The following is a 25,707-nucleotide window of genomic DNA, read 5'->3' on the forward strand; positions in this document are numbered from 1 at the left end:
GGCGAAGGGTGGCGCGGCGGCAGGTCAGCTTGCAACTCCCAGGTTCTCGGCCTAGCTAATCGGTCTTTCCCGGCGCCTCTGCAAGCGCGCCGCGTTGATTCTCCAGGAGCTTCATCAAATGGGCGACGCGCCCGACCGCCTCGACTCCGTCTGCGTCTTCTGCGGCTCTTCCGATGCGGCCGACCCGGCCCTGCTGGCCAGCGCCGCAGAGCTGGGGCGCGGCCTGGCGGCGGCGGAGCTGACGATGATCTACGGCGGCGGCGGGGTCGGCCTGATGGGCGCCTGCGCCATGGCCGCGCACGAGGCCGGCGGCAAGGTGCTGGGCATCATCCCGGCCTTCCTGAAGGAGCGCGAGCGCCGCCTGGACGTCGTGGAGACGGTCACCGTCGACTCGATGCACGAGCGCAAGATGATGATGTTCGAGCGCTCGGACGGGTTCGTCGTGCTGCCCGGCGGCATCGGCACCCTGGAAGAGGTGGTCGAGCTGCTGTCCTGGCGGCGGCTGGACCTGCACGGCAAGCCGGTGGTGTTCTACAATCCGGACGGCTTCTGGGAGCCGTTGTTCCACCTGTTCCAGCATACGGTCGACCAGCACCTGACGCCGCCCAGCTTCATGCAGAGCTGGGTCGCGGTCGATACGGCCGATGAGATCATCCCGGCCCTGCGCCGCGGCGTGCCGACCGGCCCCGATGCGGCCCCGGACGTCGCCCAGCTGACCTAGGGGCGCAGCCGCTCAAGCAGCACGACTTCGCCGTGATAGTCGGCGCGGGCGTATTCTCGGAAGCCGGCCTTGTCGGCGGCGCGCAGCGAGGGCTCGTTCTGCGGGCTGATCATGCAGACCGTGCGCCCGCCAGCCAGATTGGCGTCGGCCCAGGCCAAGGCCGCGGCGATCGCCTCGCTGGCGTAGCCCTTGCCGTGCACCGCCGGGCTCAACACCCAGCCCATTTCGGGGGTGTCGCCGAAGCCCGGCTGGAAGTCGCGCATGAAGTCGGCCAGACCCAGCTCGCCCACGAAGCGGCCGGACGGCTTTTCGCAGATCGCCCAGAACCCGAAGTCCATCTCGCGCCAGTGGCCGACGTAGCGCAGCAGCCGCGCCCAGGATTCCTCGCGGGTGAAGGCCCGCCCGCCGATGTAGCGGATGACCTCAGGATCGCGCCACAGCGCCGCGCAGTCGTCGAGATCGGCCTTGGCGTGCGGCCGCAGGATCAGCCGCTCGGTCTCGAGGACGGGCGCGATCACTTGCTGACCACGTCCCGGAAGCCGTTGACGATCGGATAGCGGCGGTCGCGGCCGAAGGCGCGGGCCCCGACCTTCACGCCCGGCGCGGCCTGGCGGCGCTTGTATTCCGAATTGTAGAGCAGCCGCTGGATGCGCTCGACGGTCTCGGGCGCATGGCCGCGGGCGACGATCTCGTCGAGGGTCGCCTCCTCCTCCACCAGCCCGTGAAGGATGGCGTCGAGTTCGGCGTATTCGGGCAGGCTGTCCTGGTCCTTCTGGTCAGGCCGCAGTTCGGCCGACGGGGCCTTGGTCAGGATGCGCTCGGGGATCGGGTCGGCGGCGACGCCGTAGGGATCGTTGGCGTTGCGCCAGTCGCAGACGGCGTAGACCTCGGTCTTGTAGATGTCCTTGAGGACGTTGTAGCCGCCGCACATGTCGCCGTAGAGCGTGGCGTAGCCGACCGCCATCTCCGACTTGTTGCCGGTGGTCATCAGCATCAGGCCGAGCTTGTTGGAGAGCGCCATCAGCGAGACGCCGCGGGCGCGGGCCTGGATGTTCTCCTCGGTCAGGTCGGGGGCCTTCCCCTCGAAGTGCGGCGTCAGCATCTGGGCGAAGGCGTCGATGGCCGGGACGATCGAGATCTCGTCCAGCCGAATCCCCAGCCGCTTGGCGCAGTCCTCGGCGTCATCGAGGCTGTCCTGGCTGGTGTAGCGCGAGGGCAGCATGAAGCAGCGGACCCGGTCGGCGCCCAGGGCGTCGGCCGCGACCACGGCGCTGATCGCCGAGTCGACGCCGCCGGAGAGGCCCAGCAGCACGCCCGGGAAGCCGGACTTGTTCACGTAGTCGCGCAGGCCCAGGACCATGGCGCGGTAGACTTCTTCCGGGCCCGAGACCCAGTCGGCCATCGGGGCCTCGACGCAGGTCCAGCCGTCGGCGCCCTTTTCCCAGACGGTCAGGGCGAAGGCTTCCTCGAACATCGGCAGGCGCATGACCACCTCGCCCTGCGCCGACAGCGCGAAGGAGCCGCCGTCGAAGACCAGCTCGTCCTGTCCGCCGACCTCGTTGACGTAGAGCATCGGCAGGCCGGTTTCGGCGACGCGCGCCTTGGCCACGCCCATCCGCTCATGGTCGGCGGTGCGGCGGAACGGCGAGCCGTTGGGGACCAGCAGGATTTCGGCGCCCTGGGCCTTCAGATCGGCGCAGATCGCCGCCGACCAGATGTCCTCGCAGATCGGCGCGCCGAGCTTGACGCCCTTCCATTCGAAGACGCCGCCCGAGGCGCCGGCTTCGAAGACGCGCTTCTCGTCGAAGACCCCGTAGTTGGGCAGGTCGCCCTTGATCGCCAGGCCCTTGATCCCGCCCTCGGCCAGGAAGGCCAGGGCGTTGTGCGGCCGCCCGCCCGCCTTGGCGTTGGGCCAGATGACGCCGACCAGGGCGGCGGGGCCGTCCTTGGTGTCGAGAGCCAGCCGCTCGACCGCGGCCTTGCCGGCCGCCCAGAAGGCCGGCTTCAGCGCCAGGTCCTCGGGCGGGTAGCCGTTGATGAACAGTTCGGAGAAGACCGCGATGTCGGCGCCCGCCGCCTTGGCCTGGGCCAGGCGTTCGCGCGCCAGCGCCTCGTTATGGGCGATCGCGCCCACGGTCGGATTGGCTTGGATGGCGGCGATGACGAGGCGCGTGGACATGCCTGTCATGTAACGTCCGTCATCGAGCTGGACTAGAGCCGCGGCGCGCACGCGACCAAAATCACGCCGACCCGACCGTCAAAGTCGCCTGGCAAAGAGAAAGGGCGGCCCCGAAGGACCGCCCTTGAAACTTAGTCGTCCCGATGGACCCGTTCGCGGCGCTCGTGCCGCTCCTGGGCTTCGAGGCTCAGCGTCGCGATCGGACGGGCTTCGAGGCGGGCGACGCCGATCGGCTCGCCGGTATCCTCGCAGTAGCCGTACGACCCGTCCTCGATCCGCCGCAGCGCTTCGTCGATCTTAGAGATCAGCTTGCGCTGGCGATCGCGGGTGCGGAGCTCCAAGGCTCGGTCGGTTTCCGACGTCGCCCGATCCGCCAAATCGGGATGGTTCTCTGTCTCGGTCTGTAGGTGAGCCAGAGTTTCCCGGGACTCCCGCAGGATGTCCTCTTTCCAGTTCAGCAGCTTTTGCTTGAAATACTCGAGCTGCCGCTCGTTCATGAATTCCTCGTCCTCGGAAGGACGATATTCAGGCTTTTCCGCCAACATCGTGGCCGTGCTCATAGACGCCTCAAGCCCCCTCGGTACATCAACCCGACGAAACGCGGGCCGCTTATACCAAATAGAAATCCGCTTTCAACGAACCTCGCTCTTCGTAGGCCATTACGCCGCACGATTCGCACGTTCGAGTTTTGCTAGCTCCACGGCAGCACGGGTTTCAATCTCGTTCAATACACCTTCTAGGCGTTCGTCGTCGCAGCTTTGACGCTCGTCGGCGATCGCCCGTTTCAGGCGCTCTAGATCGTCCACGGACACGTCGCCGGAAAGGAGTGCGATCTTCACGTCTTCGAGAACGTCGAGGATCTTGCCAGCCCGCCCGACCGCGCGGCGACGGCGCTCCAGCGGCCCGCCGATGTCTTGCAGGGCGAGGATCGCATCCACGCTCATCACGCCGCCGACGCCGCCGGCGCGAGCGACCTGGGCTGCGCCCGCAGCCGCCGGGGGCTGGGCGATCTGGAACCCTTCTCCACCGGCGGGCTTAGCCTTGCCCGGTCCGGCGGCCGATCCGACGCCGCTTGTTCCGCTGACCTTCATGAAAGGCCCTCTACCATGGTTCGTCCCAAATCTCTCGGGGCAAGCTTATGGTATGGTTAATGCCGGGCAATTTCTGCCGCCAGGCGCCTCCCGCGCGGCGCCCCGCCAAGCCTGACCATTGATTTTGCTAATATTTTAAACTGGCACGCCCATCGCAAGGGACCAGCAAGCTCTTTGCCGTCCGTATTGCGTCGAGGTCCCATGCGCCGATCCTTCCGCCTCTTCAGCGCCGCGTTCATCGCCGCCGCCCTGGTTTCAGGGCCGGCCTTCGCCAAGTCGCGGATCAAGGACATCGTCGAGTTCGAGGGCGTGCGCGACAACATGCTCGTCGGCTACGGCCTCGTGGTCGGGCTGAACGGCACCGGCGACAGCCTGCGCAACGCCCCGTTCACCCGCCAGAGCCTGGAAGCCATGCTCGAGCGGCTGGGGGTCAACACCCGCGACACCAACCTCAACACCAAGAACGTCGCCGCGGTCATGGTCACGGCCCGCCTGCCCGCCTTCGTCGCCGCCGGCGCGCCGATCGACGCCACGGTCTCGGCGATGGGCGACGCCAAGAGCCTGCAAGGCGGCACGCTGCTGGTGACGCCGCTGATGGGCGCCGACGGCCAGGCCTATGCGGTCAGCCAGGGCACGGTGCAGACCGGCTCGATCTCGGCCGGCGGGGCTTCGGGCTCGTCGGTCTCGAAGGGCGTGCCCACGGCCGGCCGGATCGCCGGCGGGGCCATCGTCGAGCGCGAGATCGGCTTCCAGATGGCGAACATGGGCGAGATGCGCATGACCCTGCGCAATCCCGACTTCTCCACGGCCCGCAAGATCGCCGATGCGGTCAACACCCGTTTCCCCGGCTCGGCCCGGGCCGACAACCCGACCATCGTCACGCTGCGCTCGCCGGGCGGCCAGGACATGGTCTCGTTCATGTCGCAGGTCGAGAACCTGAGCGTCGAGACCGACAGCCCGGCCAAGGTGGTGATCGACGAGGTCGCCGGCGTCATCGTCATGGGCGAGAACGTCCGCGTCTCCACCGTCGCCATCGCCCAAGGCAACCTGACGATCACCGTCCGCGAGAGCCCTGCGGTCAGCCAGCCCGCCCCCTTCAGCCGCGGCGAGACGGCGGTGGTGCCGCAGTCCGACGTCCAGGTGGACGAGGAGAAGGGCAAGAAGTTCATCACCCTGCGCGACGGCGCCTCGCTGGCCAGCCTGGTCGCCGGGCTGAACGCGCTGGGCGTCACGCCGCGGGACATGATCTCGATCCTGCAGACCATCAAGGCGGCCGGCGCGCTGCAAGCCGACATCGAGGTGATGTGATGGACCTGGGCTCCACCTTCAGCATTCCGACCACGGCGACGCCGCAGCTGACCGCAGAGCAACTGGCCAAGCGCGGCCAGATCGAGAAGACCTCCAAGGACTTCGAGAGCTCGTTCCTGTCGGTGATGTTCACCGAGATGTTCAAGGACGTCGGCGTCGAGGCCCCGTTCAGCGGCGGACACGGCGAGGCGGCGTTCAAGTCGTTCATGAGCGACGCGATGGCCAAGCAGGTGACCAAGGCCGGCGGCGTGGGCCTGTCCGACCGGGTCGCCCAGGAAATGTTGAAGCTTCAAGGTTTGAGTTAGGAGAGTTTGGCATGGCGATCTCCGCCACGGACGCGACCGACCGCGTCGAACAACTGATCGTGCTGACCGAGCGCCTGACCGAGCTGATCGCGCACGAGGCGCTGGCGTTCGAGGAGCGCCGGCCCCAGGACGCGGCGATGTACATCGAGGAAACCTCGAAACTGGCCAACGTCTACCGCCACGAGTCGGCCCGCGTGCGCGCCAACCCGAACCTGGTGGCCGGCGCGCCGCTGATGCAGCGCACCCGGCTGATCCGGGCCACCGAAGCCTTCGACGCGGTGCTGGCCCGCCAGGGCCGCGCGCTGGACGCGGCCAAGACCGTCACCGAGGGGCTGGTCAGGGCGATCGCCGAGGAAGTGGCCTCCAAGCGCAACACCGGCTCGGGCTATGGCCGCGGCGGGGTCGCCGCGCCGGCGCCCTCGGCCACCTCGATCACGCTGAACAAGCGGGCGTAGAGGCCTCTCGCCCCTCCGGGCTGTTAGCCCTGCTGGGACCCCACGCAGAAATTAAACGCTTGTTTGACCCTGGGTCATGGGCCTACCCTGGCCTGGTCGTCGGGCTGTTCCGGCGACCGCGTTCTCAGGGCGGGGTGAAAGTCCCCACCGGCGGTAATGGCGGCCTTGGCCGCACGAGCCCGCGGGCGCCTGGCGGCCGATAGGCCGGCAGGGACAGCAGATTCCGGTGTGATCCCGGGGCCGACGGTTAGAGTCCGGTTATGAGAACCGCTGGCGACGGCCAGTCCTTGCGCGTCTGCGCGGGGATCCCTGGCCGGGGCCTAGCGTCTCCCTGAGTCGTGGTTTCAATCCATCTCAGGGATCTGACCATGACTGTCACCCACTTCGAAGTTCCCACCGCCAACGGCGCCTTCCGTCTGGCCCGCATCGCGTTCGTCCAGTCCGGCTGGCACAGCGAGATCGTCGACAACGCCTATCAGGGCTTCCTCAAGGAGATCGGCGGCCTCGGCTTCTCGGAAAGCGCCATCGACCGGTTCGAGGTGCCCGGCGCCTTCGAAATCCCGCTGCACGCCCAGACCCTGGCCAAGACCGGCAAGTACGCGGCCATCGTCGCGGCCGGCTTCGTGGTCGACGGCGGCATCTATCGCCACGACTTCGTCGCCTCGACGGTGATCTCGGGCCTGATGCAGGTGCAGCTCTCGACCGAGGTGCCGGTGTTCTCGGTGGTGCTGACGCCGCACCACTTCCATGAGCACGACATCCACCAGAGCTTCTTCCGCGAGCACTTCCTGACCAAGGGCGCGGAGGCGGCCCAGGCGGTGGCCAAGACCATCGCCAGCCTGGCCAAGCTCGCCGCAGCGGCGTGAGGCATGGGATGATGCAGGAGATCGTCCGCATCCCGCCCGGCTTCCAGCGGCACTTCCGTCAGAGCCCGCTCACCGACCCGTGGGAGCCGCTCTACAGCCGCCGCACCGACAGCGCCGTGGTGCTGGGGCTGGTGGCGGAGGCCGCCCACACCAACAGCCGCGGCATGGTGCATGGCGGGCTGATCAGCGCCCTGGCCGACAACGCCATGGGCCTCTCCTGCGCGCACCGGCTCGGGCCGGACGCCAGCCTGGTCACGGTCAACCTCGCCCTCGACTTCCTGGGCGCGGCCAAGATCGGCCAGTGGCTGGAGTTCGACACCGTGTTCGTGAAGCCGGGCTCGACCCTGGCCTTCGCCCAGGCCTTCGTCACCGCCGACGGAGAACCCTGCGCGCGGGCCAACGGGACCTTCCGGGTCGTGCGGAAGGCCGCGGCCTAGAGCGTCAGGCGGCTTCGGGCGTGTCCCGGGGCCGCCACCCGCTGGCCAGCAGGTGCGCGGCCAGCGACTCGGCTGCTTCCAAGGTCATCCGTTCGAGGTGGTCGAGCAGCGCCAGACGCCGGTCCGCCTGCGGGGTGTGCGCATAGAGCGCGCAGATCACATGCAGGCGGCTGCGGATGCTGGCGGGCGTCGGCGGTCCGGCGACCGGCGCGGCCTTGGGCAGACCTAGCTCCAGGTCCAGGTCTATCGAGCCGGCGTCTGGCGGTTCGCCGCCCGCGCCTGGCTCCTCGACCTCGTCATACAGCGGGCCGATCATCTTGGTTTCCCCTCCCCCTCAGGCCACCAGAGCCGCGTCGCGGCACCGCAGGCCGTTCAACTGCACGTCCGCCTCGCCGAGCCGCACGCCGAGCAGGCCGGTCAGGGCGTTGAGCACCCCGTCCAGCGGCGCGGCGATCGCGCCGAGCGTCCCCGACAGGGCCGAGGTGATCGGCCCGAGCCCCAGGCCGATCCCCAGGATGTCGACGTCGAGATCCAGGTTGCCGAGCAGGCTGGAGACGGTCGCCTTGGCGATGTCGTCGGTGGCGACGGTCTTGATCGTGCCGGCCTGGATGTCGGCGCGGGTGAAGCGCGCGGTCTTCCAGGTCTGGCCGCCGATCTGCACGTCGGCCTTGGCGGTCGCCTTGACCAGCAGGAGGTCGGCGACCTTGGCCCGCGAGACGGTCAGGTTCTGCTTGAAGTCGTTGAGCTTGCTGACGTCGATCTCGCCGATCACGAGCCGACCGACGCTGGGCCGCACCGAGAGCGTCGCCGCCTGGGCCGAAAGGCTCTCGGGACACTCCATGCTGGCCAGCTTAGCCTCGCCGGACGCGGCCTCGACCAGCACCGGCAGGGTGATCGGCTGGGCGCCGAGCAGGCCGAGCACGCTCAGCGCCTGGGCCTTCAGATAGAGCCGGGTCTGGGCGGTGCGGACCACCACCTGGCCGTCGCGGTCGACGGTCAGCCACGGCGAGTTGTTCGGCCGCTCGCCGATCGCCAGCCAGACGTCGATGTCGGTGACGCCGGGGACGCTGGCGCCGAGGTCCAACTTCACCTGCCGCCCCTCGCCCGCCAGCACCACCAGGGCGTTGGCCAGGTCCTGGGCCGCGAGCTCGATCTTCGCCCCGCTGCCGCCCGCGACGTGGTCCTGGGTCCCGTAGGGGCCAAGGTCCAGCAGGGCGTCCAGCTTGATCTTCTTGCTGTCGCCGGCCGCCACGGCCAGCTTGCGCGCTGCGCTGGCGGCCTGGATGTCGCCGCTGCCTTGCAGCACGTCCCCGAGGATCTTCAGCGCCTTGCCCGTGGAGATGTCGGTCCCGAGCACCTTGTCGTAGGAGGCGGCTTCGAGATCGGCGTTCAGACGCAGCAGATCGGAGTACTTGAAGAGATCGACCTTGGCCCCGGCCAGGGCGTTGTAGTCCATGACGCTGAGCGACACGGTGCTGCCGGTCAGGCCGCTGAGCAGCTGATTGGCGATCCCGCCCTGCAGCGAGGCCAGGCGCGTGCCGATCGAGAAGCTGGCCATGTCCGCCCGGGCAGCCGTCGCCCGGCGCGTCAGGGTGATGGTGTTCCGATTGAGCAGCAGGCGGCCGAAGACCAGGTCCGCCTCGCCGCTGACCGTGACCCGCGCGGCGCTGGGATTGGCCCCGCCGGTCTGAAACCGCGCACTGGGCGCGAGCGCCGGGTCTGGACTGTACCGGCCGAGCGCGACCTGGACGTTGAGCGGCCGGCCCCAGCCGTTGTCGGCGGCCGTCGCCTGAGCGGCGGCGCTCGCGCGGCCGACGTCGCGGGCCGCCGAAATGGCCGCCAGGTCGGCGATCCCCTGCAGCTTTCGCGACTGCAGGAACAGCGACCCGACATCGACCGCAAGCGCTGCGGCGCCCAGCAGGGTGATGAAGCTGATCGCCATCATCATCGAGACGCTGCCGCCGGTGTCCTCGGCCAGGCCGCGCAGGGGCGTGGGACGCAGGCGCATCAGTAGCCTCCCAGCCGTACGGCGGCGCTGCGCTCGATCTTCGGCGACGGCATCGGAACCAGCTTGGCCATGCCCCAGAAGCCGGAGTCCGACGCGTCGTAGACGACCTTGACCGAGAGGCGCTCGTTGGTGCGGACGGTGGTGACCGCCGCCTTGGCGGGCTTCAGAAAGGCGTAGTCGTTCATGCCCGCAGTCAGCGAGCTCTGCGCCAGGGTGCGACGTTCTGTATCGTCAAGTCCGGAGATCGCGGCGCGGGCGCTGTCATTCGCCAACTGCTGTACGGCATGCGCGATCCAGAAGTATCCGCCGTAACAGACGATCGCGAACATCAACACGATGAGTATCGGCCCGACGAAGGCGAACTCGATGGCGGCTACCCCGCGCTCGTCATTCCTGAAGCTGTTCCTGCGGTCGGAAGCCCGCATGTCCCCACCTCTCGCTCAATTCTTGAGCCTTGTCGTTCAGGGATCATGCGACCTCTCGCGTTTGCACAGAGTAATCGCGCAAAGTACGCAAAATGCGCGACTTTTGGGAAAAGACGATGTTCAGTCCTCACGACGTTTTTGAGTTGCATTCGGCCACGAAGCAACGCAAGCGTTTGGTTAAGCGTAGTTGGGCTTGGGGGCGAGCCTTCCGGGAATTGCGCACTCCGCGGAATTCACGCGAAGCTTGAATGAGCGATGAACAACGGCCATGGAGAAACTTCGGTCGTCACGGCCGGAGAGATCAGCCGGAACTTCGGACAGTGGCAGGATCGGGCGTTAGGCGGCCCGGTCATCGTCACGCACCACGGTCGACCACGAGTGGTCCTGGTCTCGGCCGACTACTACTCAGCCTCGAAAGAAGACGTCTCATTTCACCAGCGTGAAGACCAGACGCCGTCCTTCGAAACCAGTCAGCACGCGATCCTCGACCATGTGACCGAGGCCTTCATGGCCTTGAACGCCCAGCTGCACATCACCGCGGTCAATCACGTGTTCGAAGCGCTGGTCGGCCATAGCGCCTCGCAGATCGTCGGGCGGTTCTGGGAAGACCTGTTCCCCCCGACCGCGCGCACGCTGATGGGCGAGCAGCTCAAGCGCGCGCTTCGAACCGGCGAGACGCTGGAGTTCGAGGCGCCGGGCGATGCGCCCGGCGTGCGCCGCTACGCGTTCCGCGCCTTCCCCTATCCGGGCGGGGTGGCGGTGCTGATCCAGAACCGCACGGCCGAGCGTGAGATGCAGGCCCAGCTGCACGAGGCGCGGGCGCTGGACGCGGCGCTGTCGATGCTGCCGCAGGTGATGGTGCTGCGGCTCAACGTGCGCGGCGTGCTGACCATGCTGGACGCCGGCTTCGCCAAGCTGCTCGGCTTCTCGGTCGACGAGCTGGTCTCATGCCGGCTGCCCGACATCGCCCGCCCACGCGACCGCGCCGAACTGACCGCCGCGCTCGAGGCGGTGCTGCAGGGCGGGCAACCCAGCCAGATCGCCACCACGCTGCTGGTCAAGGACGGCGGCGAACTGCCGGTCCGGATCGGCCTGGCGACAGTGGTGCGCGACCTCGTGCCCGACGGCCTGATCGCCGCCGTCACCGTGGACGCCAGCCAGGCCTAGTCCGCGCCCAACCGCACTTCGCGGTCGACCTCGATGGCGTCGAGGAAGTCGCGGTCGTGGCTGACCACCAGGATCGCCCCGTCGTAGCCGCGCAAGGCCGCCTCCACCGCCGCGATAGAGTCGAGATCCAGGTGATTGGTCGGCTCGTCCAGCACCAGCAATTGCGGCGGCGTCTCCGACATCAGCATGCAGGCCATGGCAGCGCGCAGGCGCTCCCCGCCGCTCAGCGCCGAGACCGGCTTCTCCGCGGCCACGTTGCGGAACAGGAAGCGGGCCAACGCCGCGTGGGCGTCGTTGCGCGTGGCGCCGGGATTCAGACGCTGGAAGGCCGCGACCAGGGTCTCGTCGGGGCGGAGCATCGCCGTCTTCTGGTCGAGCAGCGCGACCCGCGCGCCCTGAACGACGCGGCCGGAGGTCGGCGACAGCTCGCCCGTCGCCAATCCGATCAGCGTCGACTTGCCGGCGCCGTTGCGGCCGGTGATCGCCACCCGTTCGGGTCCCGTGACGCGCAGCGACACCCCCTGCAGGACCGGCCTCGCCCCAGGATAGGCGAAGCCGACGTCCTCGAAGCCCAGCACCGTCTTGCCGGCCGCCAGCCCAGAGGGCGGCAGTTCGAAGGCCAGCCGCCGCAGCCGCTCGACGCGGCCCTGCGCCTCGGCCAGGTCGCCGGCCGCCTGCTCGCGCAGCCGCTCGGCCACCTGCCCTTCGCGGGCGCCGGAGTTCTCGGCGCGTTCGGCCATGCCGCCGAGCAGGATCTTCGGCTCGCTGCGCTTGGCGGCGAACTTGCGCCCGGCCGCGTCGCGCCGGGCCTTGCGCTCGCGCGCGACCTGGCTCTCGCGCTCGACGCGGGCCAGAGTCCGTTCGGCGTCGGCGAGATCGCGGGCGGCGGCGGCCTCCTCCTGGGCCTTGCGCTCGGCGTAGAGGTCGTAGCCGCCGCCATAGACCTTCGCCCCCAGGCTGGTCAGCTCGACGATCCGGTCCATCTGGCGCAGCAGGGCGCGGTCGTGGCTGACCACCACCGCCCCGCCTTTCCAGCCGGCCAGCACCTGGGCGATCAGCTCGCGCGCCTCGGCGTCGAGGTTGTTGGTCGGTTCGTCGAGCAGCAGGAGGTCGGGCTCGCGGGCCAGCAGACCGGCCAGCGCCGCGCGGGTCGCCTGGCCGCCGCTGAGCTCGGCGGCGGGCCGCGCCGGAGCGAGCCCGGGCAGGCCGACCTGGGCGAAGGCCGCTTCCAGCCGCGAGGGCAAGGCCCAGTCGGCGTCGTCGAAGTCGTCTTCGGTCCCCTCGCCGGCTTCGATGCGGTCAAGGCGCGCGAGATCGCCCGCCAGCCCCAGGACGTCGGCGACGCTCGCCCCCGGCGGCGGGGCGAGGGCCTGGCGCAGAACCCCCACGCGGCCGCGCACGACGACGACGCCGGCGGCCGGCGCGATTTCGCCGAGCATCAGCCGGATCAGCGTGGTCTTGCCCACGCCGTTGCGCCCCACGAGGCCGGTGCGTTCGGCCCCGAAGGCGAGGGTCAGGTCGTCGAAGAGAGGGTGGCCGTCAGGCGTTTTGTACGAAAGGCCGTCGAGCGTCAGAAAGGCGGACATGGGAAACCGTGGACAGATTGGCGTTCAGGACGAGTTGGGTGTCCGTCGCGATGTCCATGGTGCTGCCGTCTCCTTGCGGTGAGCGTCCGATATAGGGGCCGGCGCGCCGCTTCGCAAATCGCGGTTTCCGGACCTGTCGCTGCAGCGGCGCTTGCAGCCGAGCCCCGGGATGCGGATTCGAAAGCAAGAGCCGGAGTTTCAGCCCCGTCCCGCGGGACTATCCCATCGCTCACCAGATCGATGGAGCATTTGAGATGCAGATCGCATTCGAGACCGAGAGCGCCCGCCGGGCCGCCCTGGCCGCCCGCGACGCCGCCGCCGACGGCGCGTTCTTCTATTCCGTGCGCACCACCGGGGTGTACTGCCGGCCCTCGTGCGCGGCCAGGCCGGCGCGCCCGGAGAACATCGCCTTCCACGCCACCACGGCCGAGGCCGAGGCGGCGGGCTTTCGCCCCTGCAAGCGCTGCAAGCCCGACCAGGCGCCGCTGGCGCAGCGCAACGCCGAGGCCGTCGCCGCCGCCTGCCGGCTGATCGAGACCGCCGAGGAGGTTCCCGGACTGGAAGCCCTGGCCGCCGAGGCCGGGATGAGCCCGTTCCACTTCCACCGGATCTTCAAGTCGGTGACCGGCGTCACGCCCAAGGCCTATGCCGACGCGCGGCGCGCCGAACGGGTGCGGCAGGCGTTGGGTGAATCCAGCACGATCACCGAGGCGATCTACGACGCCGGCTTCAATTCGGGCGGCCGCTTCTACGAGCAGTCCGACAAGGTGCTGGGCATGACCCCGACCCGGTTCCGGGCCGGCGGCCAGGCGGCGCAGATCCGCTTTGCGGTCGGCGAGTGCTCTCTCGGCTCGATCCTGGTGGCAGCCACGGACAAGGGCGTCTGCGCCATCCTGTTCGGCGATGACCCGGACAAGCTGCTGCGCGACCTGCAGGACCGGTTCGACAAGGCCGAGCTGATCGGCGGCGATGCGGCCTTCGAGGCCCTGGTCGCCCAGGTGGTCGGCTTCGTCGAGCAGCCGCGGCTGGGGCTCGACCTGCCGCTCGACGTGCGCGGCACGGCGTTCCAGCAGCGGGTCTGGCAGGCGCTGGCCGAAATCCCGGTCGGCGAAACCGCCAGTTACGCCCAGGTCGCCGAGCAGATCGGCAAGCCCAAGGCCGTCCGCGCCGTGGCGCAGGCCTGCGCCGCCAACGCCCTGGCGGTGGCCATTCCCTGCCACCGGGTGGTGCGTAACGACGGGGCGCTGTCGGGCTATCGCTGGGGCGTCGAGCGCAAGCGCGCGCTGCTGGACCGCGAGGCCGCGGCGTGAGCGCCCTGGCCTCCCCCCCGACCGGCGAAGGGCGCCTGGCGTCCTTCGACTGGCCCCAGGTCGAGCGCGATCTGGACACGCAGGGCTCGGCCCTGTTGCCAGGCCTGCTGACGCCGGAAGAGTGCGCGGCGATCTCGGGCCTCTACGGCCGCGAGGACGGCTTTCGCAGCCGGGTGGTGATGAGCCGCCACGGCTTCGGGCGCGGCGAGTACAAGTACTTCGCCTATCCCCTGCCCGCCCTGGTCGGCGGCCTGCGCACCCGACTCTATCCGCGGCTGGTCGGGATCGCCAATCGCTGGAACGAGACGATGGGGATCGCGACGCGCTATCCCGGCGACCACGCCGCCTTCCTGGCGCGCTGCCACGAGGCCGGGCAGCAGCGGCCCACGCCGCTGCTGCTGCAGTATGGGCCCGGCGACTACAACTGCCTGCATCAGGACCTCTACGGCGAGCATGTGTTTCCGCTGCAGCTGGCCGTGCTGCTGTCGGAGCCAGGGCGCGACTTCACCGGCGGCGAGTTCGTGCTGACCGAACAACGGCCACGGATGCAGTCGCGGGCCGAGGTCGCGCCGCTGCGCCAGGGCGACGGGCTGATCTTCGCGGTCCACCACCGGCCGGTGCGCGGAACCCGCGGCAGCTATCGGGTCGTCATGCGCCACGGTGTCAGCCAGCTGCGCAGCGGCCAGCGCCACACCCTGGGCGTCATCTTCCACGACGCCGCCTGAGCTTTCGGAGCCAGCCATGTCCTTCAAGATCACCGGCCTGCCGGTCGACGACTTTCGCCCGCTGTTCGGCCTCTCCGACGCGGAGCTGGCGGCGCGCGGCGTTATCCGCCACACCGCCACGGCGTCCATCGGCTTTCCCTGCCGCATCACCCTGGAAGACGCCGCCGAGGGCCAGACCCTGCTGCTGCTCAACTACCGGCACCAGGACGCCGACACCCCTTATCGATCCTCGCACGCCATCTATGTCAGCGAGGCCGCGCGAGAAGCGGCAAGCTTTGTCGACATCGTGCCCCCGTGCCTGGCGGTGCGGCCGCACATATCGCTGCGGGCGTTCGACGCCGCCGGCATGATGACCGCGGCCGAGCTTGCGCCGGGAGCGGATCTGGCCCCGGTGATCGAAAGACTGCTCGCCGATCCGCAGGTCGCCTACCTGCATGCCCACAATGCGGGCCGCGGCTGTTTCGCCGCGCGCATCGACCGCAACTGAGGCTTGCGCAGACTCCCCGGAATGCTGAAGGTTCCTGCCTTCAAGTTTCGGGGAGTGGCGTTGGTGTTCAAGTTTGGTCTTCCGCTCGCGGTCCTGCTCGCAAGCGCCTCGCCGGTCCTGGCCCAGGCCCCCAAGGTCAAGCCCGAGACCAAGATCCTGCACGAGAACCTGATCGTGCTGGACACCCACTTCGACACCCCGGCCAACGAGGCCAATCCCGGCTTCGACATCCGCGCCCGCAACAAGGTCGAGGACGGCAGCCAGGTCGACTATCCGCGCATGGTCGAGGGCGGCGTCGACGGGGGCTTCTTCGTGGTGTTCACGCCGCAGGGCGCCAACACCAAGGAGGGCAACATCGCCGCGCGCGATCACGCCCTGCTGCGGACCATGGTGATCCACGAGATGGTCGCCAAGAACGGCGACATCTTCGCCCTGGCGACCAAGGCCGACGAGGCCGCGAGCATCAGCCAGAGCGGCAAGCGCTTCGTCTACATCAGCATGGAGAACGGCTCGCCCGTCGCCGGCGACCTGACGCTGATGAAGACCTTCTACGACATGGGCGTGCGGATGATCTCGCCCGTCCACTTCGCCAACAACGATCTGGCCGACAGCGCCACCGACCCCAAGGGCCCGATCCATGGCGGCCTGTCGGCGCAGGGCAAGCAGTTCGTGGCCGAGGCCAACCGCCTGGGCATGCTGCTCGACGCCAGCCACGCCTCGGACCAGGTGCTGGACCAGATGCTGGATCTCTCGAAGGCGCCGATCATCCTGTCGCACTCGGGCGTCAAGGCGATCTACAACCACCCGCGCAACGCGCCCGACGACCTGCTGCGCAAGCTGGCGGCCAAGGGCGGCGTCATCCAGATCAACGCCTTCTCCGGCTACATGAAGGACATGCCGGACATTCCGGAGCGCCGGGTGGCGCTGGCCGAGCTGAACAAGACCTGGGGCTCGCCGCGCGACGTGCCCGCCGACAAGCGCGAGGCCTACCGCGCCGCGCGCAAGGCCATCGAGGACAAGTACCCGATGCCGCGCGCCAACATGGACGACCTGATGAAGCACATCCTCCACGCCGCGCAGGTCGCCGGGAAGGACCACATCGGGATCTCGGGCGACTTCGACGGCGGCGGCGGCATCGAAGGCTTCGACGACATCACCTACTTCCCGGCCCTCACCGAGCGGCTGATCGCCGCCGGCTTCACGAAGGAAGACCTAGCGAAGTTCTGGGGCGGCAACGCTCTGCGGGTGCTCAAGCAGGCGGACGAGCTGAAGGCGAAGTAGCCGCCGCTTGCCTGACGCGGCGGCGGCGGGCGCAGGCTCCTTCGAAACCTCGGAGGGCCTGCGATGTACGAACACCTCGAGCTGCGCCAGGACGGCGACGTCGTCTGGGCCACGATGAACCGGCCCGAGCGGCTGAACGCCCTGAACCGCAAGCTGGTCGAGGAGCTGCGCGACTTCTTCGTCGGGCTCTACTGGCGGCGCGACGTGCGGGTGGTGGTGCTGTGCGGCGCCGGCGGGGCGTTCTGCGCCGGGCTGGACCTCAAGGAGCGCAACACCGCCGCGCCGGGCGGCCGCTCGGTCGGGGCCAGCCTGACCGGTCAGCGGCAGATCAGCGAGATCGTCATCGCGATGCGCCGCTGTCCGCAGCCGATCATCGCCTGCGTCGACGGCGCGGCCAGCGGCGGCGGCTTCGCCCTGGCCCTGGCCAGCGACGTGCGGATCGCCACGCCGAAGACCCGCATGAACGCCGCCTTCATCCGCATCGGGCTGTCGGCCTGCGATATCGGGGTCAGCTATTTCCTGCCGCGAATGGTCGGCTCGTCGGTGGCTGCCGAGTACATGCTGACTGGCCGCTTCATCGACGCCGAACGCGCCTACCAGCTGGGCCTAGTCAGCCGGGTGGTCGCGCCTGAGGCGATCCAGGCCGAGGCGCAGAGCTTCGCCGCCGACATGCTGCACGCCACGCCGCTGGGCCTGCGGCTGACCAAGGAGGCGCTGAACCACGCCATCGACGCCCAGGGGCTGGAGGCGACCATCGCCATGGAAGACCGCAACCAGATCCTCGCCAGCCTGGACGGCGATTTCGGCGAGGGCGTCGCGGCGTTCCTGGAAAAGCGCCCGCCCCGCTACGAACGGCGGGAGGGTTAGACGATCGGCTGATCGAACATCAGCTGGCCGACGAAGCGGGCTGGCGGCGAGCCGAACGACAGCACCTTGTCGTGGTAGCGCTTGAGGTTGAAGTCCTGCCCCCAGCGCTTCTCGGCCTCGCGGCGCAACGCCCAATGCTCCTGCCAGCCGACGAAGTAGGTCGGCAGCTGGGCGGAGGAGACCTGGGCGCGCACCCACTTGCCGGCCGCCTCGCGCTCCTGCTGGAAGGCCTGGACGGTCATCAGCTCCATCGCCGCCTCGCGGGTCATCCCGTCGACATGGACGCCCTGGTCGAGGATGGCGTTGGCGATCACCCGCAGATGCAGCTTCAGATGGGCCAGCAGGTAGAGCGGATCACGGTCGAGATAGCCGGCCTCCGCCATGATGTCCTGGGCGTAGACGCCCCATCCCTCGACGAACGAGCCTGAGAACAGCACCGATCGCAGCACCGAGGGATAGCGGTTGGAGTGGGCCAGCTGCAGGTAGTGGCCGGGCATGGCCTCGTGGATCGTCACTTCCTGCATGCCGTAGACGTTGTATTCGCGCAGGAACGAGTCCGCCTGGGCGTCGGTCCAGTCGTCCGGGATCGGCGAGATCTTGTAGAAGGTGCTCTGGCCCTTATCGAGCGGCCCGGGCGGGTCGCAGTAGGCCACCGCCACCCCGCGCTGGTACTCGGGCGTCAGGATGATCTTCACCGGGTCGGTCGGCACGGTGACCAGGTCCTTGGCGCGGACGAAATCGGTGGTCTGCTTCAGCTGCCGCTCGGCCTCTTCAACGAGGCCATTGCGCGAGGGCTTCTTCGCGTAGGCCAGCTCCAGCGCCGCCTCGATCACCTTCTGCTGCTGGTCCGACGTCGGGTTGGCGGGAGCTTCGGGCGCGCCCGGGCGGCCGGCGACGACGCCCTTGGCGATCATGTACATCTGGGCGCGGATATCGGTCAGGGCCGCCAAGGCCTTGGTCTTGATCTCGGCGCGGCTCAGCGGCGAGTTCAGGGCAAAGGCCAGCTTGCGGTCATACTTCTCGGCGCCGATCCTGAAATCGCCGGCGGCGGCCGGGACCAGCTCCTTCTCCAGCCAGGCTTGATGCTCGTTGATCGCACCGGTCAGCGCCGCGGCGGCGGCGTCCAGACGCGCGCGGTCGGGGCCGCTGAGCGCGCCAGCCTGCGACATGACCTGCTCGACGAGCGAGTGCAGGCCCTTGTTCTGGCCGACCAGGGTCTCGGCATGGATCTTCGGCACGCGGGCCGGCTGCAGTTCCCTGCGGCTCTGGGCCAGCAGGGCCGGCAGCTTTTCCATGCGGGCGGCGGCCGAACGCAGGCGGTCGGGCAGCGGCGCGAACTCGCGCGCCATCAGGCCGTCGAGCGCGCTGCCGGCGATGTTCGAGTAGATCAGCGGGTCCCAGGCCCAGTCCTGCAGCACCTCGTCGGTCCAGATCTGGCCGCGGACCTGGTTCTCCAGGATCGCGGCGTCGACCTGATTGGCTCGCGACAGGCCGGCATGCGGAAGCGCTTCGAGGGCGGCCAGGATGGCTTTGTTGAAGCGGATCCGGGCGGCGCGGCCCGCGGCGCTGACGTCGTCGAGTTCGGCGTCGTAGCGGTGATCGCCGATGATGGTGGCGAACACCGGGCTGAGTTTCAGATAGCCCTCGAGCCAGTCCTTGGAGACCTTGGCGAACGCCGCGTCCTGCGGCGAGCCGCCGTCCTGGGCGGCGGCGCGGTCCAGGGGAACCAGCGCCGTCACGCTGGCGGCGGCGAGCAGATGTCGGCGGGTCAAGCGCAAGGTGGAGCCCTCTGAAAACGAAGCACTACACCTACGCTTGCTCGCGCCGCCCGGCTACTCGCGGTCGAGCTCGTCCAGCAGCCGGCGCAGGCGCGCCTTCTCCTCGTCCGACAGCGCCTGGCGACGGGCGAAGTGGGCGACCATCGGGGCCAGCTCGCCGCCGAACAGCCGATCAAGGAGGCCCTGGCTCTCGGCGGTCACGTATTCGTCGCGCGCCACCAACGGCTCGTAGAGCGTACGGCCGTCCTGCTTGCGTGAGGCGATCGCGCCCTTCTTGAGCAGCCGGTTGACCAGCGTCTTGACCGTCGCCTCGCCCCAACCCTGGACGGGGGCGACGGACTTTACCAGTTCGTCGGGGGCCTGCGGGCCGCCGGACCAGAGCGCCTCCATCACCTGGCGCTCGGCCTCGGTGATGCCGATCACGCCGCCAGCCGGCGCAGGCGCGCATCCAGGTCCTGGTGGCAGATCACCGCCAGGGCCGCGGCCGCAAGGCCCAGCATGACCTGGAACATCGCCTCGGCGTAGCCGGGCGCCAGCACCGCCATCGCCGGCGTCGGCCGCACGTTCGCCAGGCCCATGAAGCCGCAGACCAGGGTGTAGGAGCCGCCGAACAGGCCGAGCAGCAGCGCCCCGACCCACATGCCCTTCAGATAGCGCAGGCCGCCCACCGAACGGCTTGGCTGGGCCGACAGCGATCGGCCGAACCCGAGCGCCCAGAGCGCGACCGCAGCCACGCCCATCACCATCAGGATCAGCATGACGCCCTGGTTCAGGCGCGAGGCGTCGAGAAACACCTGGGCGAAGTTCAGCCGCTCGAACTCCGGCACGACGACCGGGTTCATGGGATCGGGTTGCGGAATGACCGTCGTCTGCATCGCTTCCTCCAAATTACGTTTGTAGTTCGCAACTGGATTACACGTGTAAATCGACTCGTCAAGCCGCCCGAGGGCTAGACGCAGACCACCCCCGACCGCGCCTCGGTGTAGGCCCCGCCCAGATAGGCCACCTCGCCGTTGACCAGCACCGCGTCGATGCCGCGGGCGTCGCGGACGTAGCGCATTCCCTCGCCCGGCATGTCGAACACCGGGCGCTCCTCGGCGCGATCGATGGTCTGCGGGTCGAAGACCACGATGTCGGCGGCGTGGCCCGGCGTCAGCCGCCCGCGGCCCTTCAGACCCCAGATGTCGGCGGTCTCGGCGGTGATCTTGCGGACCGCATGCTCAAGGCTCATCAGCCCCTTGCGGACGAACTCGCTGAACAGATAGCCGGTATCGCCGTAGGTCGAGAACGAGGCGATGTGGGCGCCGCCGTCGCTGGCGCCGATGTGGACCAGCGGGTGGGCGAGCATCGGGCCGATGCGATCGGTGGCCTCGTGGCCCATGTCGGCGGCCAGGAAGGCGACGTCCAGGCCGTGGGCCAGCGAGATGTCGATCAGCGCCTGGGCCGGAACCTGGCCGCGCTCGGCGGCGATCTCGCCCAGGGTGCGGCCGACCATCTCCGCTGGCGCGGCGTCGCCGCCGCGGACGATCAGGCCGCCCATCATCCGCTGGCCGCCGTCGGGACCGAGGTCCTCGACCATCTTGGCGACCGTCTCGGAATCGATCAGCGAGTGCAGCCGCGCCTCCAGCGGCTGGCGCAGCACCCGCACCCAGCGCGGCAGCCGCGCGAAGAACAGGCTGGGCCGCAGCAGCGAGAAGCTGATGTCGATCGGCCGGGTCTGCATCTGCGGCCAGACCCGCGCGCCGCGCGCGAACTGCTCCTCGACGCGGGCCAGGATCCGCGGGGCGTTGTCCGGGGTCGAGGTGTTGTCGAACACCGGCGAGAAGGTGGTCGGAATCCCGTGCTTGAGCGACAGCTCGGAGAGCTGGTCGATGCGCGCGATGGTGATGTCGACGTCGTAGAACTCCGGCACGCACTGGAGCATGCGCCCGAACTCGCCCAGCACGGCCGACAAGGCGTCCAGTTCGGCGAAGTCGGCGAAGCGGCTGGGCACCGGGCGGCCGTGCTCGTCCAGATCGACGAAGCTGGTCGAGAGGCCGACCGCGCCGGCCTCCAGGCACTCGCGCAGGACGGCCTGCATCGCGACGACCTCTTCAGCCGTCGCCGTCCGCTGCTGGGCCGCTTCGCCCATCACCCACAGGCGGATGACGCTGTGGCCGACCAGCGGCGCGACATTGATCGACAGGTTGCGGGCGATGGCGTCGCGGTAGCCGGCGAAGTCCTCCCAGCTCCAGTCGAAGGCCTGGGTGAAGGCCTCGGGCGGCATCTCCTCGATCTGCTGGAACATGCCCACGACCTTGGGCCGGTCGGCGGCCTTGAGCGGGGCCAGCGACAGCGAGCAGTTGCCCGGGACGATGCAGGTGACCCCGTGCTCCAGGGCCGGCCGCGCCGCGCCGTCCCACAGCAGCTGGACGTCGAAATGCGTATGCGGATCGATGAAGCCTGGGGCGATGACCCGCCCGCCGGCGTCGATCTCGCGCCGGGCCGGACCGGACACCTCGCCGACCGCGGCGATCAGGCCGTCCTTCACCGCCACGTCGCCCTTGAAGGCCGTTTCGCCGGACCCGTCGACCACGAGCCCGTTACGCACGATCACGTCGAACATGTTCCCTCCAGCAGCTTGCGCCAGGAATGCCCGGCCAGCTCGTCCAGGTGCGCCGCCCCGCAGGCGGCCATGAGTTTCAGGCCCTTGTCGGCCTCCAGCACCACCACGCCCACACCCCCGTTGGGATAGCGCAGGCGCAGCACCAGTTCGGCCGATCCGTCATGGCCGGCGGCGATCTCCGCTCCGGCGATCACGGCCTCGGCGCTCATCGCCGCGGCGGCTCCACGAACACCACGTCGCTGCCGAGGATCAGCCCGGCCGGCTTGCGCATGGCGAAGATGTGCAGGTTCCAGCTGCGGATCTGGTCGACGGCGCTGTCCAGCGGTTCGTCCGGCAGGGCGCGGGCGGCGATGTCCTGCACGCTCTCGCCGGCCATCGGGGTCACGAAGCGCCGCTGTATGGTGAGATCCATGGGCTTCCTCCGGTCTTGTTGGACGAAAGCGTGCTCGGCCCTCCGCCGCGTAAGTCGAGCGGATTTCTCGGGGCTGCTGACAAGACTGCTGACAGGTTTGTGCGGTCCGCGCGCTAGAACCTGCCGGTGATATCGCCGCAGCGGGTTTGTTCCCTCAATGTTCCCGTGTTATCGGTGAGTCTCGGAACTACATTGGACGGGAGCCGCTGAGGGCATCGGCGGCTGCAAGCGTTTTCCGGAAAAACATGGCCGAACAGCTCAATTTCATCCGTGTCCGCGGCGCCCGCGAGCACAATCTGAAAGACGTCAGCGTGGACATCCCGCGCGGCGAACTCGTCGTGTTGACCGGGCTTTCCGGCTCAGGCAAGAGCTCGCTGGCGTTCGATACGATCTACGCCGAGGGCCAGCGCCGCTATGTCGAGAGCCTCTCGGCCTATGCGCGCCAGTTCCTCGAGCTGATGAGCAAGCCGGACGTGGACCTGATCGAGGGGCTGTCGCCGGCCATCTCGATCGAGCAGAAGACCACCAGCCGCAACCCGCGCTCGACCGTCGGCACGGTGACCGAGATCCACGACTACATGCGCCTGCTGTGGGCGCGGGTCGGGGTTCCGTACTCGCCGGCCACTGGTCTGCCGATCGAGAGCCAGACCGTCAGCCAGATGGTCGACAAGCTGACCGCCCTGCCCGACGGCGAGCGGATCTACCTGCTGGCCCCGGTGGTGCGCGGCCGCAAGGGCGAGTACCGCAAGGAAATCGCCGAGTGGCAGAAGGCCGGCTTCCAGCGGCTGAAGATCGACGGCGAATTCTATCCGATCGAGGACGCCCCGGCGCTCGACAAGAAGTTCAAGCACGACATCGACGTCGTCGTGGACCGCCTGGTCACCAAGGGCGGCATGGAGACCCGCTACGCCGACAGCCTGGAGACCGCGCTGCGGCTGGCCGACGGCATCGCCACCGCCGAGTGGGCCGATACGGCCGAGGGCGAGGCCGAGCCGCGGCGGCTGATCTTCTCGGAGAAGTTCGCCTGCCCGGTCTCCGGCTTCACGATCAGCGAGATCGAGCCGCGGCTGTTCTCGTTCAACAATCCCTACGGCGCCTGCCCGGTCTGCGACGGCCTGGGGGCCAAGCTGGCCTTCGACGCGGACCTGATCACGCCCGACAAGGACAAGACCCTGCACAAGGGCGCGATCGCGCCGTGGGCGAAGGGACCTTCGCCGCTCTACACCCAAACCCTGCAGGCGCTGGCGGCGCACTACGGCTTCTCGATGGACATGCCGTGGTGGAAGCTGCCCGAGGGCGCCAAGACCGTGGTGCTGTACGGATCGGGCAGCGAGAAGATCAAGTTCGTCTATGACGACAACGCCCGGAAGTACGAGGTCAACAAGACCTTCGAGGGCGTGCTGCCGAACCTGGAGCGCCGCTGGCGCGAGACGGATTCGTCCTGGGTGCGCGAGGAACTGGGCCGCTACCAGTCCGAGACGCCCTGCGAGGCCTGCAACGGCTATCGTCTGAAGCCCGAAGCCCTGGCCGTGAAGATCGACGGCAAGCACATCGGCGAGGTCAGCCGCCTGTCGATCAAGCATGCCGGCGAGTGGTTTACCGACCTCGACAACCATCTGACCGAAAAGCAGATGGAGATCGCGCGGCGGATCTTGAAGGAAATCAACGACCGCTTGCGGTTCCTGGTCAATGTCGGGCTCGACTACCTGAACATGAGCCGCGCCTCGGGCACGCTGTCAGGCGGCGAGAGCCAGCGCATCCGGCTGGCCAGCCAGATCGGCTCGGGCCTGACCGGCGTGCTCTACGTGCTGGACGAGCCGTCGATCGGCCTGCACCAGCGCGACAACACCCGGCTGCTGGAGAGCCTGAAAGGCCTGCGCGACCTCGGCAATTCGGTGCTGGTGGTCGAGCACGACGAGGAGGCGATCATGACCGCCGACTACGTCATCGACATGGGCCCGGCCGCCGGCGTCCATGGCGGCGAGGTGGTGGCCGAGGGCACGCCCCAGCAGGTCATGGACAATCCCAACAGCATCACCGGCCAGTACCTGTCCGGCGCGCGCGAGATCGAGATTCCGGAGGACCGGCGGCCGATCTCGAAGAAGAAGGTGCTGCGCGTCGTCGGGGCCACCGGCAACAACCTGAAGAACGTGACGGCGGAGATCCCGGTCGGGACCTTCACCTGCATCACCGGCGTGTCCGGCGGCGGCAAGTCGACCTTCACGATCGAGACGCTCTACAAGGCCGCCGCCCGCCGGCTGCACAACGCCTCGGACGCCCCGGCCCCGCACGACAAGATCGAGGGGTTGGAGAACTTCGACAAGGTCATCGACATCGACCAGTCGCCGATCGGGCGCACGCCGCGCTCGAACCCGGCGACCTATACCGGCGCCTTCCAGCCGATCCGCGACTGGTTCGCGGGCCTGCCGGAGTCCAAGGCCCGCGGCTACGGCCCGGGCCGGTTCAGCTTCAACGTCAAGGGCGGGCGCTGCGAAGCCTGCCAGGGCGACGGGCTGATCAAGATCGAGATGCACTTCCTGCCGGACGTCTACGTCACCTGCGACGTCTGCCACGGCAAGCGCTACAACCGCGAAACGCTCGAGGTGCTGTTCAAGGGCAAGTCGATCTCCGACGTGCTGGACATGACCGTCGAGGAGGCGGCCGACTTCTTCAAGGCCGTGCCGCCGGTGCGCGACAAGATGGATACGCTGAAGCGCGTCGGCCTGGGCTACGTCCAGGTCGGGCAGTCGGCGACGACGCTGTCGGGCGGCGAGGCGCAGCGCGTGAAGCTCAGCAAGGAGCTGTCGCGGCGGGCGACCGGCAAGACGCTCTACATTCTCGACGAGCCGACCACCGGCCTGCACTTCGAGGACGTCAAGAAGCTGCTCGAAGTGCTTCACGAGTTGGCCGACCAGGGCAACACCATGGTCGTCATCGAGCATAACCTCGACGTCGTGAAGACCGCCGACTGGATCGTCGACTTCGGCCCCGAGGGCGGCGACGGCGGCGGCGAGATCGTCGCCCAGGGTTCGCCGGAACAGGTCGCCGCCAGCCCCAAGAGCTGGACCGGCCGCTACCTGGCCGAGATCCTCGAAAAGCACGACAAGCGCCGTAACGAACGGCGGGCGAAGCTGCGGGCCTAGCGACCGCCGAACAGCGGCAGGGTGTCGGGGGCCAGCGCGCCCTCGATCTCCAGCATCCGCAGCTTGGTGTCGGCCCCGCCGGGGGCCGAGAAGCCGCCCTTGCGGCCGCCGGCCGCCAGGATTCGGTGGCACGGCACCACGATCGGCCAGGGATTGGCGCCCAGCGCCTGGCCGACGGCGCGCGACAGGCTGACGTCGCCGAGACGGCGGGCGATGTCCCCATAGGTCAGGGTCTGGCCCGGCGGAATGGCGCGGGCGATGGCGTAGACCTGCGCCGCCAGCGGCGCGGTCGCCCCGTCGTCGAGCCCCACTTCCAGCAGATCGCGTTTTTCGCCGCGCAGCAGCGCCTGCATCCCGGCGATGGCCTCGGCCACGGCGGGCGGCGGCTCGCCCTCCTCCGCTTCGGGATGGCGGCGGGCCATGCGCGCGCGTGGATCGCCGCCTTCGCAGAGCGGCAGCATGACGCCCGTCAGGCCCCGCGCGTTCCAGGCGACGCCGCAGAGGCCGATGGCGGTGTCGAAGAGGGCGAAGCCATCACGCATCGGCCGATC

At 69.0% G+C, this 25,707-nt stretch carries 28 protein-coding genes and 1 riboswitch; of the genes, 13 read left to right on the forward strand and 15 right to left on the reverse strand.

All coding sequences use genetic code 11. The features are described from left to right. Positions 1-118 precede the first annotated feature (118 nt). Positions 119-721: an LOG family protein gene (locus AC1Q87_RS05555; protein WP_492607971.1), complete on the forward strand. Its 603-nt coding sequence runs from the start codon at positions 119-121 to the stop codon at positions 719-721. Here AC1Q87_RS05555 and AC1Q87_RS05560 read toward each other — a convergent pair. The 4 genes from AC1Q87_RS05560 to fliX form a co-directional block, all read right to left on the reverse strand. Beyond that, positions 718-1,239 (reverse strand): GNAT family N-acetyltransferase, encoded by a 522-nt coding sequence (locus tag AC1Q87_RS05560; RefSeq protein WP_492607972.1) that lies wholly within the window; start codon positions 1,237-1,239, stop codon positions 718-720. The genes AC1Q87_RS05555 and AC1Q87_RS05560 overlap by 4 nt on opposite strands. Then, a complete protein-coding gene (locus AC1Q87_RS05565) occupies positions 1,236-2,900 on the reverse strand; it encodes an NAD+ synthase (RefSeq protein ID WP_492607973.1) in 1,665 nt (554 codons plus the stop codon). The genes AC1Q87_RS05560 and AC1Q87_RS05565 overlap by 4 nt, the downstream gene beginning before the upstream one ends. Before the next feature lie 131 nt (positions 2,901-3,031). Beyond that, on the reverse strand, positions 3,032-3,460 hold the full coding sequence (dksA, locus tag AC1Q87_RS05570) for an RNA polymerase-binding protein DksA (RefSeq protein ID WP_267229712.1): 429 nt from the start codon (positions 3,458-3,460) through the stop codon (positions 3,032-3,034). Between the two features lie 99 nt (positions 3,461-3,559). Continuing rightward, positions 3,560-3,991, reverse strand: coding sequence for a flagellar assembly regulator FliX (fliX, locus tag AC1Q87_RS05575; protein WP_492607974.1), 432 nt, complete (start codon positions 3,989-3,991; stop codon positions 3,560-3,562). Between the two features lie 201 nt (positions 3,992-4,192). Between fliX and AC1Q87_RS05580 the strand changes: the two genes are divergently transcribed. The 5 genes from AC1Q87_RS05580 to AC1Q87_RS05600 all read left to right on the forward strand — a co-directional run bounded on the left by AC1Q87_RS05580 (position 4,193) and on the right by AC1Q87_RS05600 (position 7,362). Beyond that, complete coding sequence (locus tag AC1Q87_RS05580; protein WP_492607975.1) at positions 4,193-5,299, forward strand: flagellar basal body P-ring protein FlgI; 1,107 nt, start codon at positions 4,193-4,195, stop codon at positions 5,297-5,299. Then, positions 5,299-5,604, forward strand: coding sequence for a rod-binding protein (locus AC1Q87_RS05585; RefSeq protein WP_492607976.1), 306 nt, complete (start codon positions 5,299-5,301; stop codon positions 5,602-5,604). The genes AC1Q87_RS05580 and AC1Q87_RS05585 overlap by 1 nt, the downstream gene beginning before the upstream one ends. A gap of 11 nt (positions 5,605-5,615) precedes the next feature. Next, positions 5,616-6,059 carry a flagellar basal body protein gene (locus tag AC1Q87_RS05590; RefSeq protein ID WP_492607977.1) on the forward strand — a complete coding sequence of 148 codons (444 nt, stop codon included), beginning with the start codon at positions 5,616-5,618 and terminating at the stop codon, positions 6,057-6,059. 116 nt (positions 6,060-6,175) lie between these two features. Continuing rightward, positions 6,176-6,331, forward strand: a riboswitch (FMN riboswitch). A 96-nt stretch (positions 6,332-6,427) separates the two neighbouring features. After that, positions 6,428-6,925 (forward strand): 6,7-dimethyl-8-ribityllumazine synthase, encoded by a 498-nt coding sequence (locus AC1Q87_RS05595; RefSeq protein WP_492607978.1) that lies wholly within the window; start codon positions 6,428-6,430, stop codon positions 6,923-6,925. 8 nt (positions 6,926-6,933) lie between these two features. Beyond that, the gene (locus AC1Q87_RS05600; RefSeq protein ID WP_492607979.1) at positions 6,934-7,362 is read left to right on the forward strand and encodes a PaaI family thioesterase; all 429 of its coding nucleotides are present in this window, start codon (positions 6,934-6,936) and stop codon (positions 7,360-7,362) included. 4 nt (positions 7,363-7,366) lie between these two features. Here the strand turns inward: AC1Q87_RS05600 and AC1Q87_RS05605 are convergent, their stop codons facing one another. From AC1Q87_RS05605 to AC1Q87_RS05615, 3 genes are read right to left on the reverse strand one after another with little or no spacing between them, the layout of a single operon-like run. After that, complete coding sequence (locus AC1Q87_RS05605) at positions 7,367-7,678, reverse strand: hypothetical protein (protein WP_492607980.1); 312 nt, start codon at positions 7,676-7,678, stop codon at positions 7,367-7,369. An 18-nt stretch (positions 7,679-7,696) separates the two neighbouring features. Then, complete coding sequence (locus AC1Q87_RS05610) at positions 7,697-9,370, reverse strand: pilus assembly protein TadG-related protein (RefSeq protein ID WP_492607981.1); 1,674 nt, start codon at positions 9,368-9,370, stop codon at positions 7,697-7,699. Continuing rightward, positions 9,370-9,795 (reverse strand): TadE/TadG family type IV pilus assembly protein, encoded by a 426-nt coding sequence (locus AC1Q87_RS05615; protein WP_492607982.1) that lies wholly within the window; start codon positions 9,793-9,795, stop codon positions 9,370-9,372. Before AC1Q87_RS05615 ends, AC1Q87_RS05610 begins: the two co-directional genes overlap by 1 nt. 255 nt (positions 9,796-10,050) lie before the next feature. Between AC1Q87_RS05615 and AC1Q87_RS05620 the strand changes: the two genes are divergently transcribed. Next, the gene (locus AC1Q87_RS05620) at positions 10,051-10,962 is read left to right on the forward strand and encodes a type II toxin-antitoxin system prevent-host-death family antitoxin (protein ID WP_492607983.1); all 912 of its coding nucleotides are present in this window, start codon (positions 10,051-10,053) and stop codon (positions 10,960-10,962) included. On the opposite strand, the gene AC1Q87_RS05625 is transcribed toward AC1Q87_RS05620, so the two are convergent. Further along, positions 10,959-12,548, reverse strand: a complete 1,590-nt coding sequence (locus AC1Q87_RS05625; protein ID WP_492607984.1) for an ABC-F family ATP-binding cassette domain-containing protein — start codon at positions 12,546-12,548, stop codon at positions 10,959-10,961. The genes AC1Q87_RS05620 and AC1Q87_RS05625 overlap by 4 nt on opposite strands. A gap of 254 nt (positions 12,549-12,802) precedes the next feature. Between AC1Q87_RS05625 and ada the strand changes: the two genes are divergently transcribed. From ada to AC1Q87_RS05650, 5 genes are all read left to right on the forward strand, one after another. Continuing rightward, complete coding sequence (ada, locus tag AC1Q87_RS05630) at positions 12,803-13,858, forward strand: bifunctional DNA-binding transcriptional regulator/O6-methylguanine-DNA methyltransferase Ada (protein WP_492607985.1); 1,056 nt, start codon at positions 12,803-12,805, stop codon at positions 13,856-13,858. Next, on the forward strand, positions 13,855-14,583 hold the full coding sequence (locus tag AC1Q87_RS05635) for a 2OG-Fe(II) oxygenase (RefSeq protein WP_492607986.1): 729 nt from the start codon (positions 13,855-13,857) through the stop codon (positions 14,581-14,583). Before ada ends, AC1Q87_RS05635 begins: the two co-directional genes overlap by 4 nt. A gap of 16 nt (positions 14,584-14,599) precedes the next feature. After that, complete coding sequence (locus AC1Q87_RS05640) at positions 14,600-15,070, forward strand: DUF1203 domain-containing protein (RefSeq protein WP_492607987.1); 471 nt, start codon at positions 14,600-14,602, stop codon at positions 15,068-15,070. Between the two features lie 63 nt (positions 15,071-15,133). Next, the gene (locus AC1Q87_RS05645; RefSeq protein ID WP_492607988.1) at positions 15,134-16,351 is read left to right on the forward strand and encodes a dipeptidase; all 1,218 of its coding nucleotides are present in this window, start codon (positions 15,134-15,136) and stop codon (positions 16,349-16,351) included. 63 nt (positions 16,352-16,414) lie between these two features. Next, positions 16,415-17,218, forward strand: a complete 804-nt coding sequence (locus tag AC1Q87_RS05650; protein ID WP_492607989.1) for an enoyl-CoA hydratase/isomerase family protein — start codon at positions 16,415-16,417, stop codon at positions 17,216-17,218. Here the strand turns inward: AC1Q87_RS05650 and AC1Q87_RS05655 are convergent. The 6 genes from AC1Q87_RS05655 to AC1Q87_RS05680 form a co-directional block, all read right to left on the reverse strand. Then, positions 17,215-18,990 (reverse strand): DUF885 domain-containing protein, encoded by a 1,776-nt coding sequence (locus AC1Q87_RS05655; RefSeq protein ID WP_492607990.1) that lies wholly within the window; start codon positions 18,988-18,990, stop codon positions 17,215-17,217. The genes AC1Q87_RS05650 and AC1Q87_RS05655 overlap by 4 nt on opposite strands. Before the next feature lie 60 nt (positions 18,991-19,050). Beyond that, positions 19,051-19,416, reverse strand: coding sequence for a BlaI/MecI/CopY family transcriptional regulator (locus tag AC1Q87_RS05660; RefSeq protein ID WP_492608271.1), 366 nt, complete (start codon positions 19,414-19,416; stop codon positions 19,051-19,053). Further along, complete coding sequence (locus tag AC1Q87_RS05665) at positions 19,416-19,871, reverse strand: MotA/TolQ/ExbB proton channel family protein (RefSeq protein ID WP_492607991.1); 456 nt, start codon at positions 19,869-19,871, stop codon at positions 19,416-19,418. The genes AC1Q87_RS05660 and AC1Q87_RS05665 overlap by 1 nt, the downstream gene beginning before the upstream one ends. Positions 19,872-19,945: 74 nt before the next feature. Continuing rightward, positions 19,946-21,601, reverse strand: coding sequence for an N-acyl-D-amino-acid deacylase family protein (locus tag AC1Q87_RS05670; protein WP_492607992.1), 1,656 nt, complete (start codon positions 21,599-21,601; stop codon positions 19,946-19,948). Continuing rightward, positions 21,589-21,810: a hypothetical protein gene (locus AC1Q87_RS05675; RefSeq protein ID WP_492607993.1), complete on the reverse strand. Its 222-nt coding sequence runs from the start codon at positions 21,808-21,810 to the stop codon at positions 21,589-21,591. Before AC1Q87_RS05675 ends, AC1Q87_RS05670 begins: the two co-directional genes overlap by 13 nt. Further along, positions 21,807-22,013: a hypothetical protein gene (locus AC1Q87_RS05680; RefSeq protein ID WP_492607994.1), complete on the reverse strand. Its 207-nt coding sequence runs from the start codon at positions 22,011-22,013 to the stop codon at positions 21,807-21,809. The genes AC1Q87_RS05675 and AC1Q87_RS05680 overlap by 4 nt, the downstream gene beginning before the upstream one ends. 245 nt (positions 22,014-22,258) lie before the next feature. On the opposite strand from AC1Q87_RS05680, the gene uvrA reads away from it, so the two are divergent. Next, entirely contained in the window at positions 22,259-25,156 is a 2,898-nt protein-coding gene (gene uvrA / locus AC1Q87_RS05685) for an excinuclease ABC subunit UvrA (RefSeq protein ID WP_492607995.1), read from the forward strand. On the opposite strand, the gene AC1Q87_RS05690 is transcribed toward uvrA, so the two are convergent. Continuing rightward, a complete protein-coding gene (locus tag AC1Q87_RS05690) occupies positions 25,153-25,698 on the reverse strand; it encodes a methylated-DNA--[protein]-cysteine S-methyltransferase (protein ID WP_492607996.1) in 546 nt (181 codons plus the stop codon). The two genes, uvrA and AC1Q87_RS05690, sit on opposite strands and share 4 nt — an antisense overlap. Between the last annotated feature and the right edge of the window lie 9 nt (positions 25,699-25,707).

The sequence above is a fragment of the Phenylobacterium sp. GW823-FHT02A09 genome (assembly GCF_058797775.1).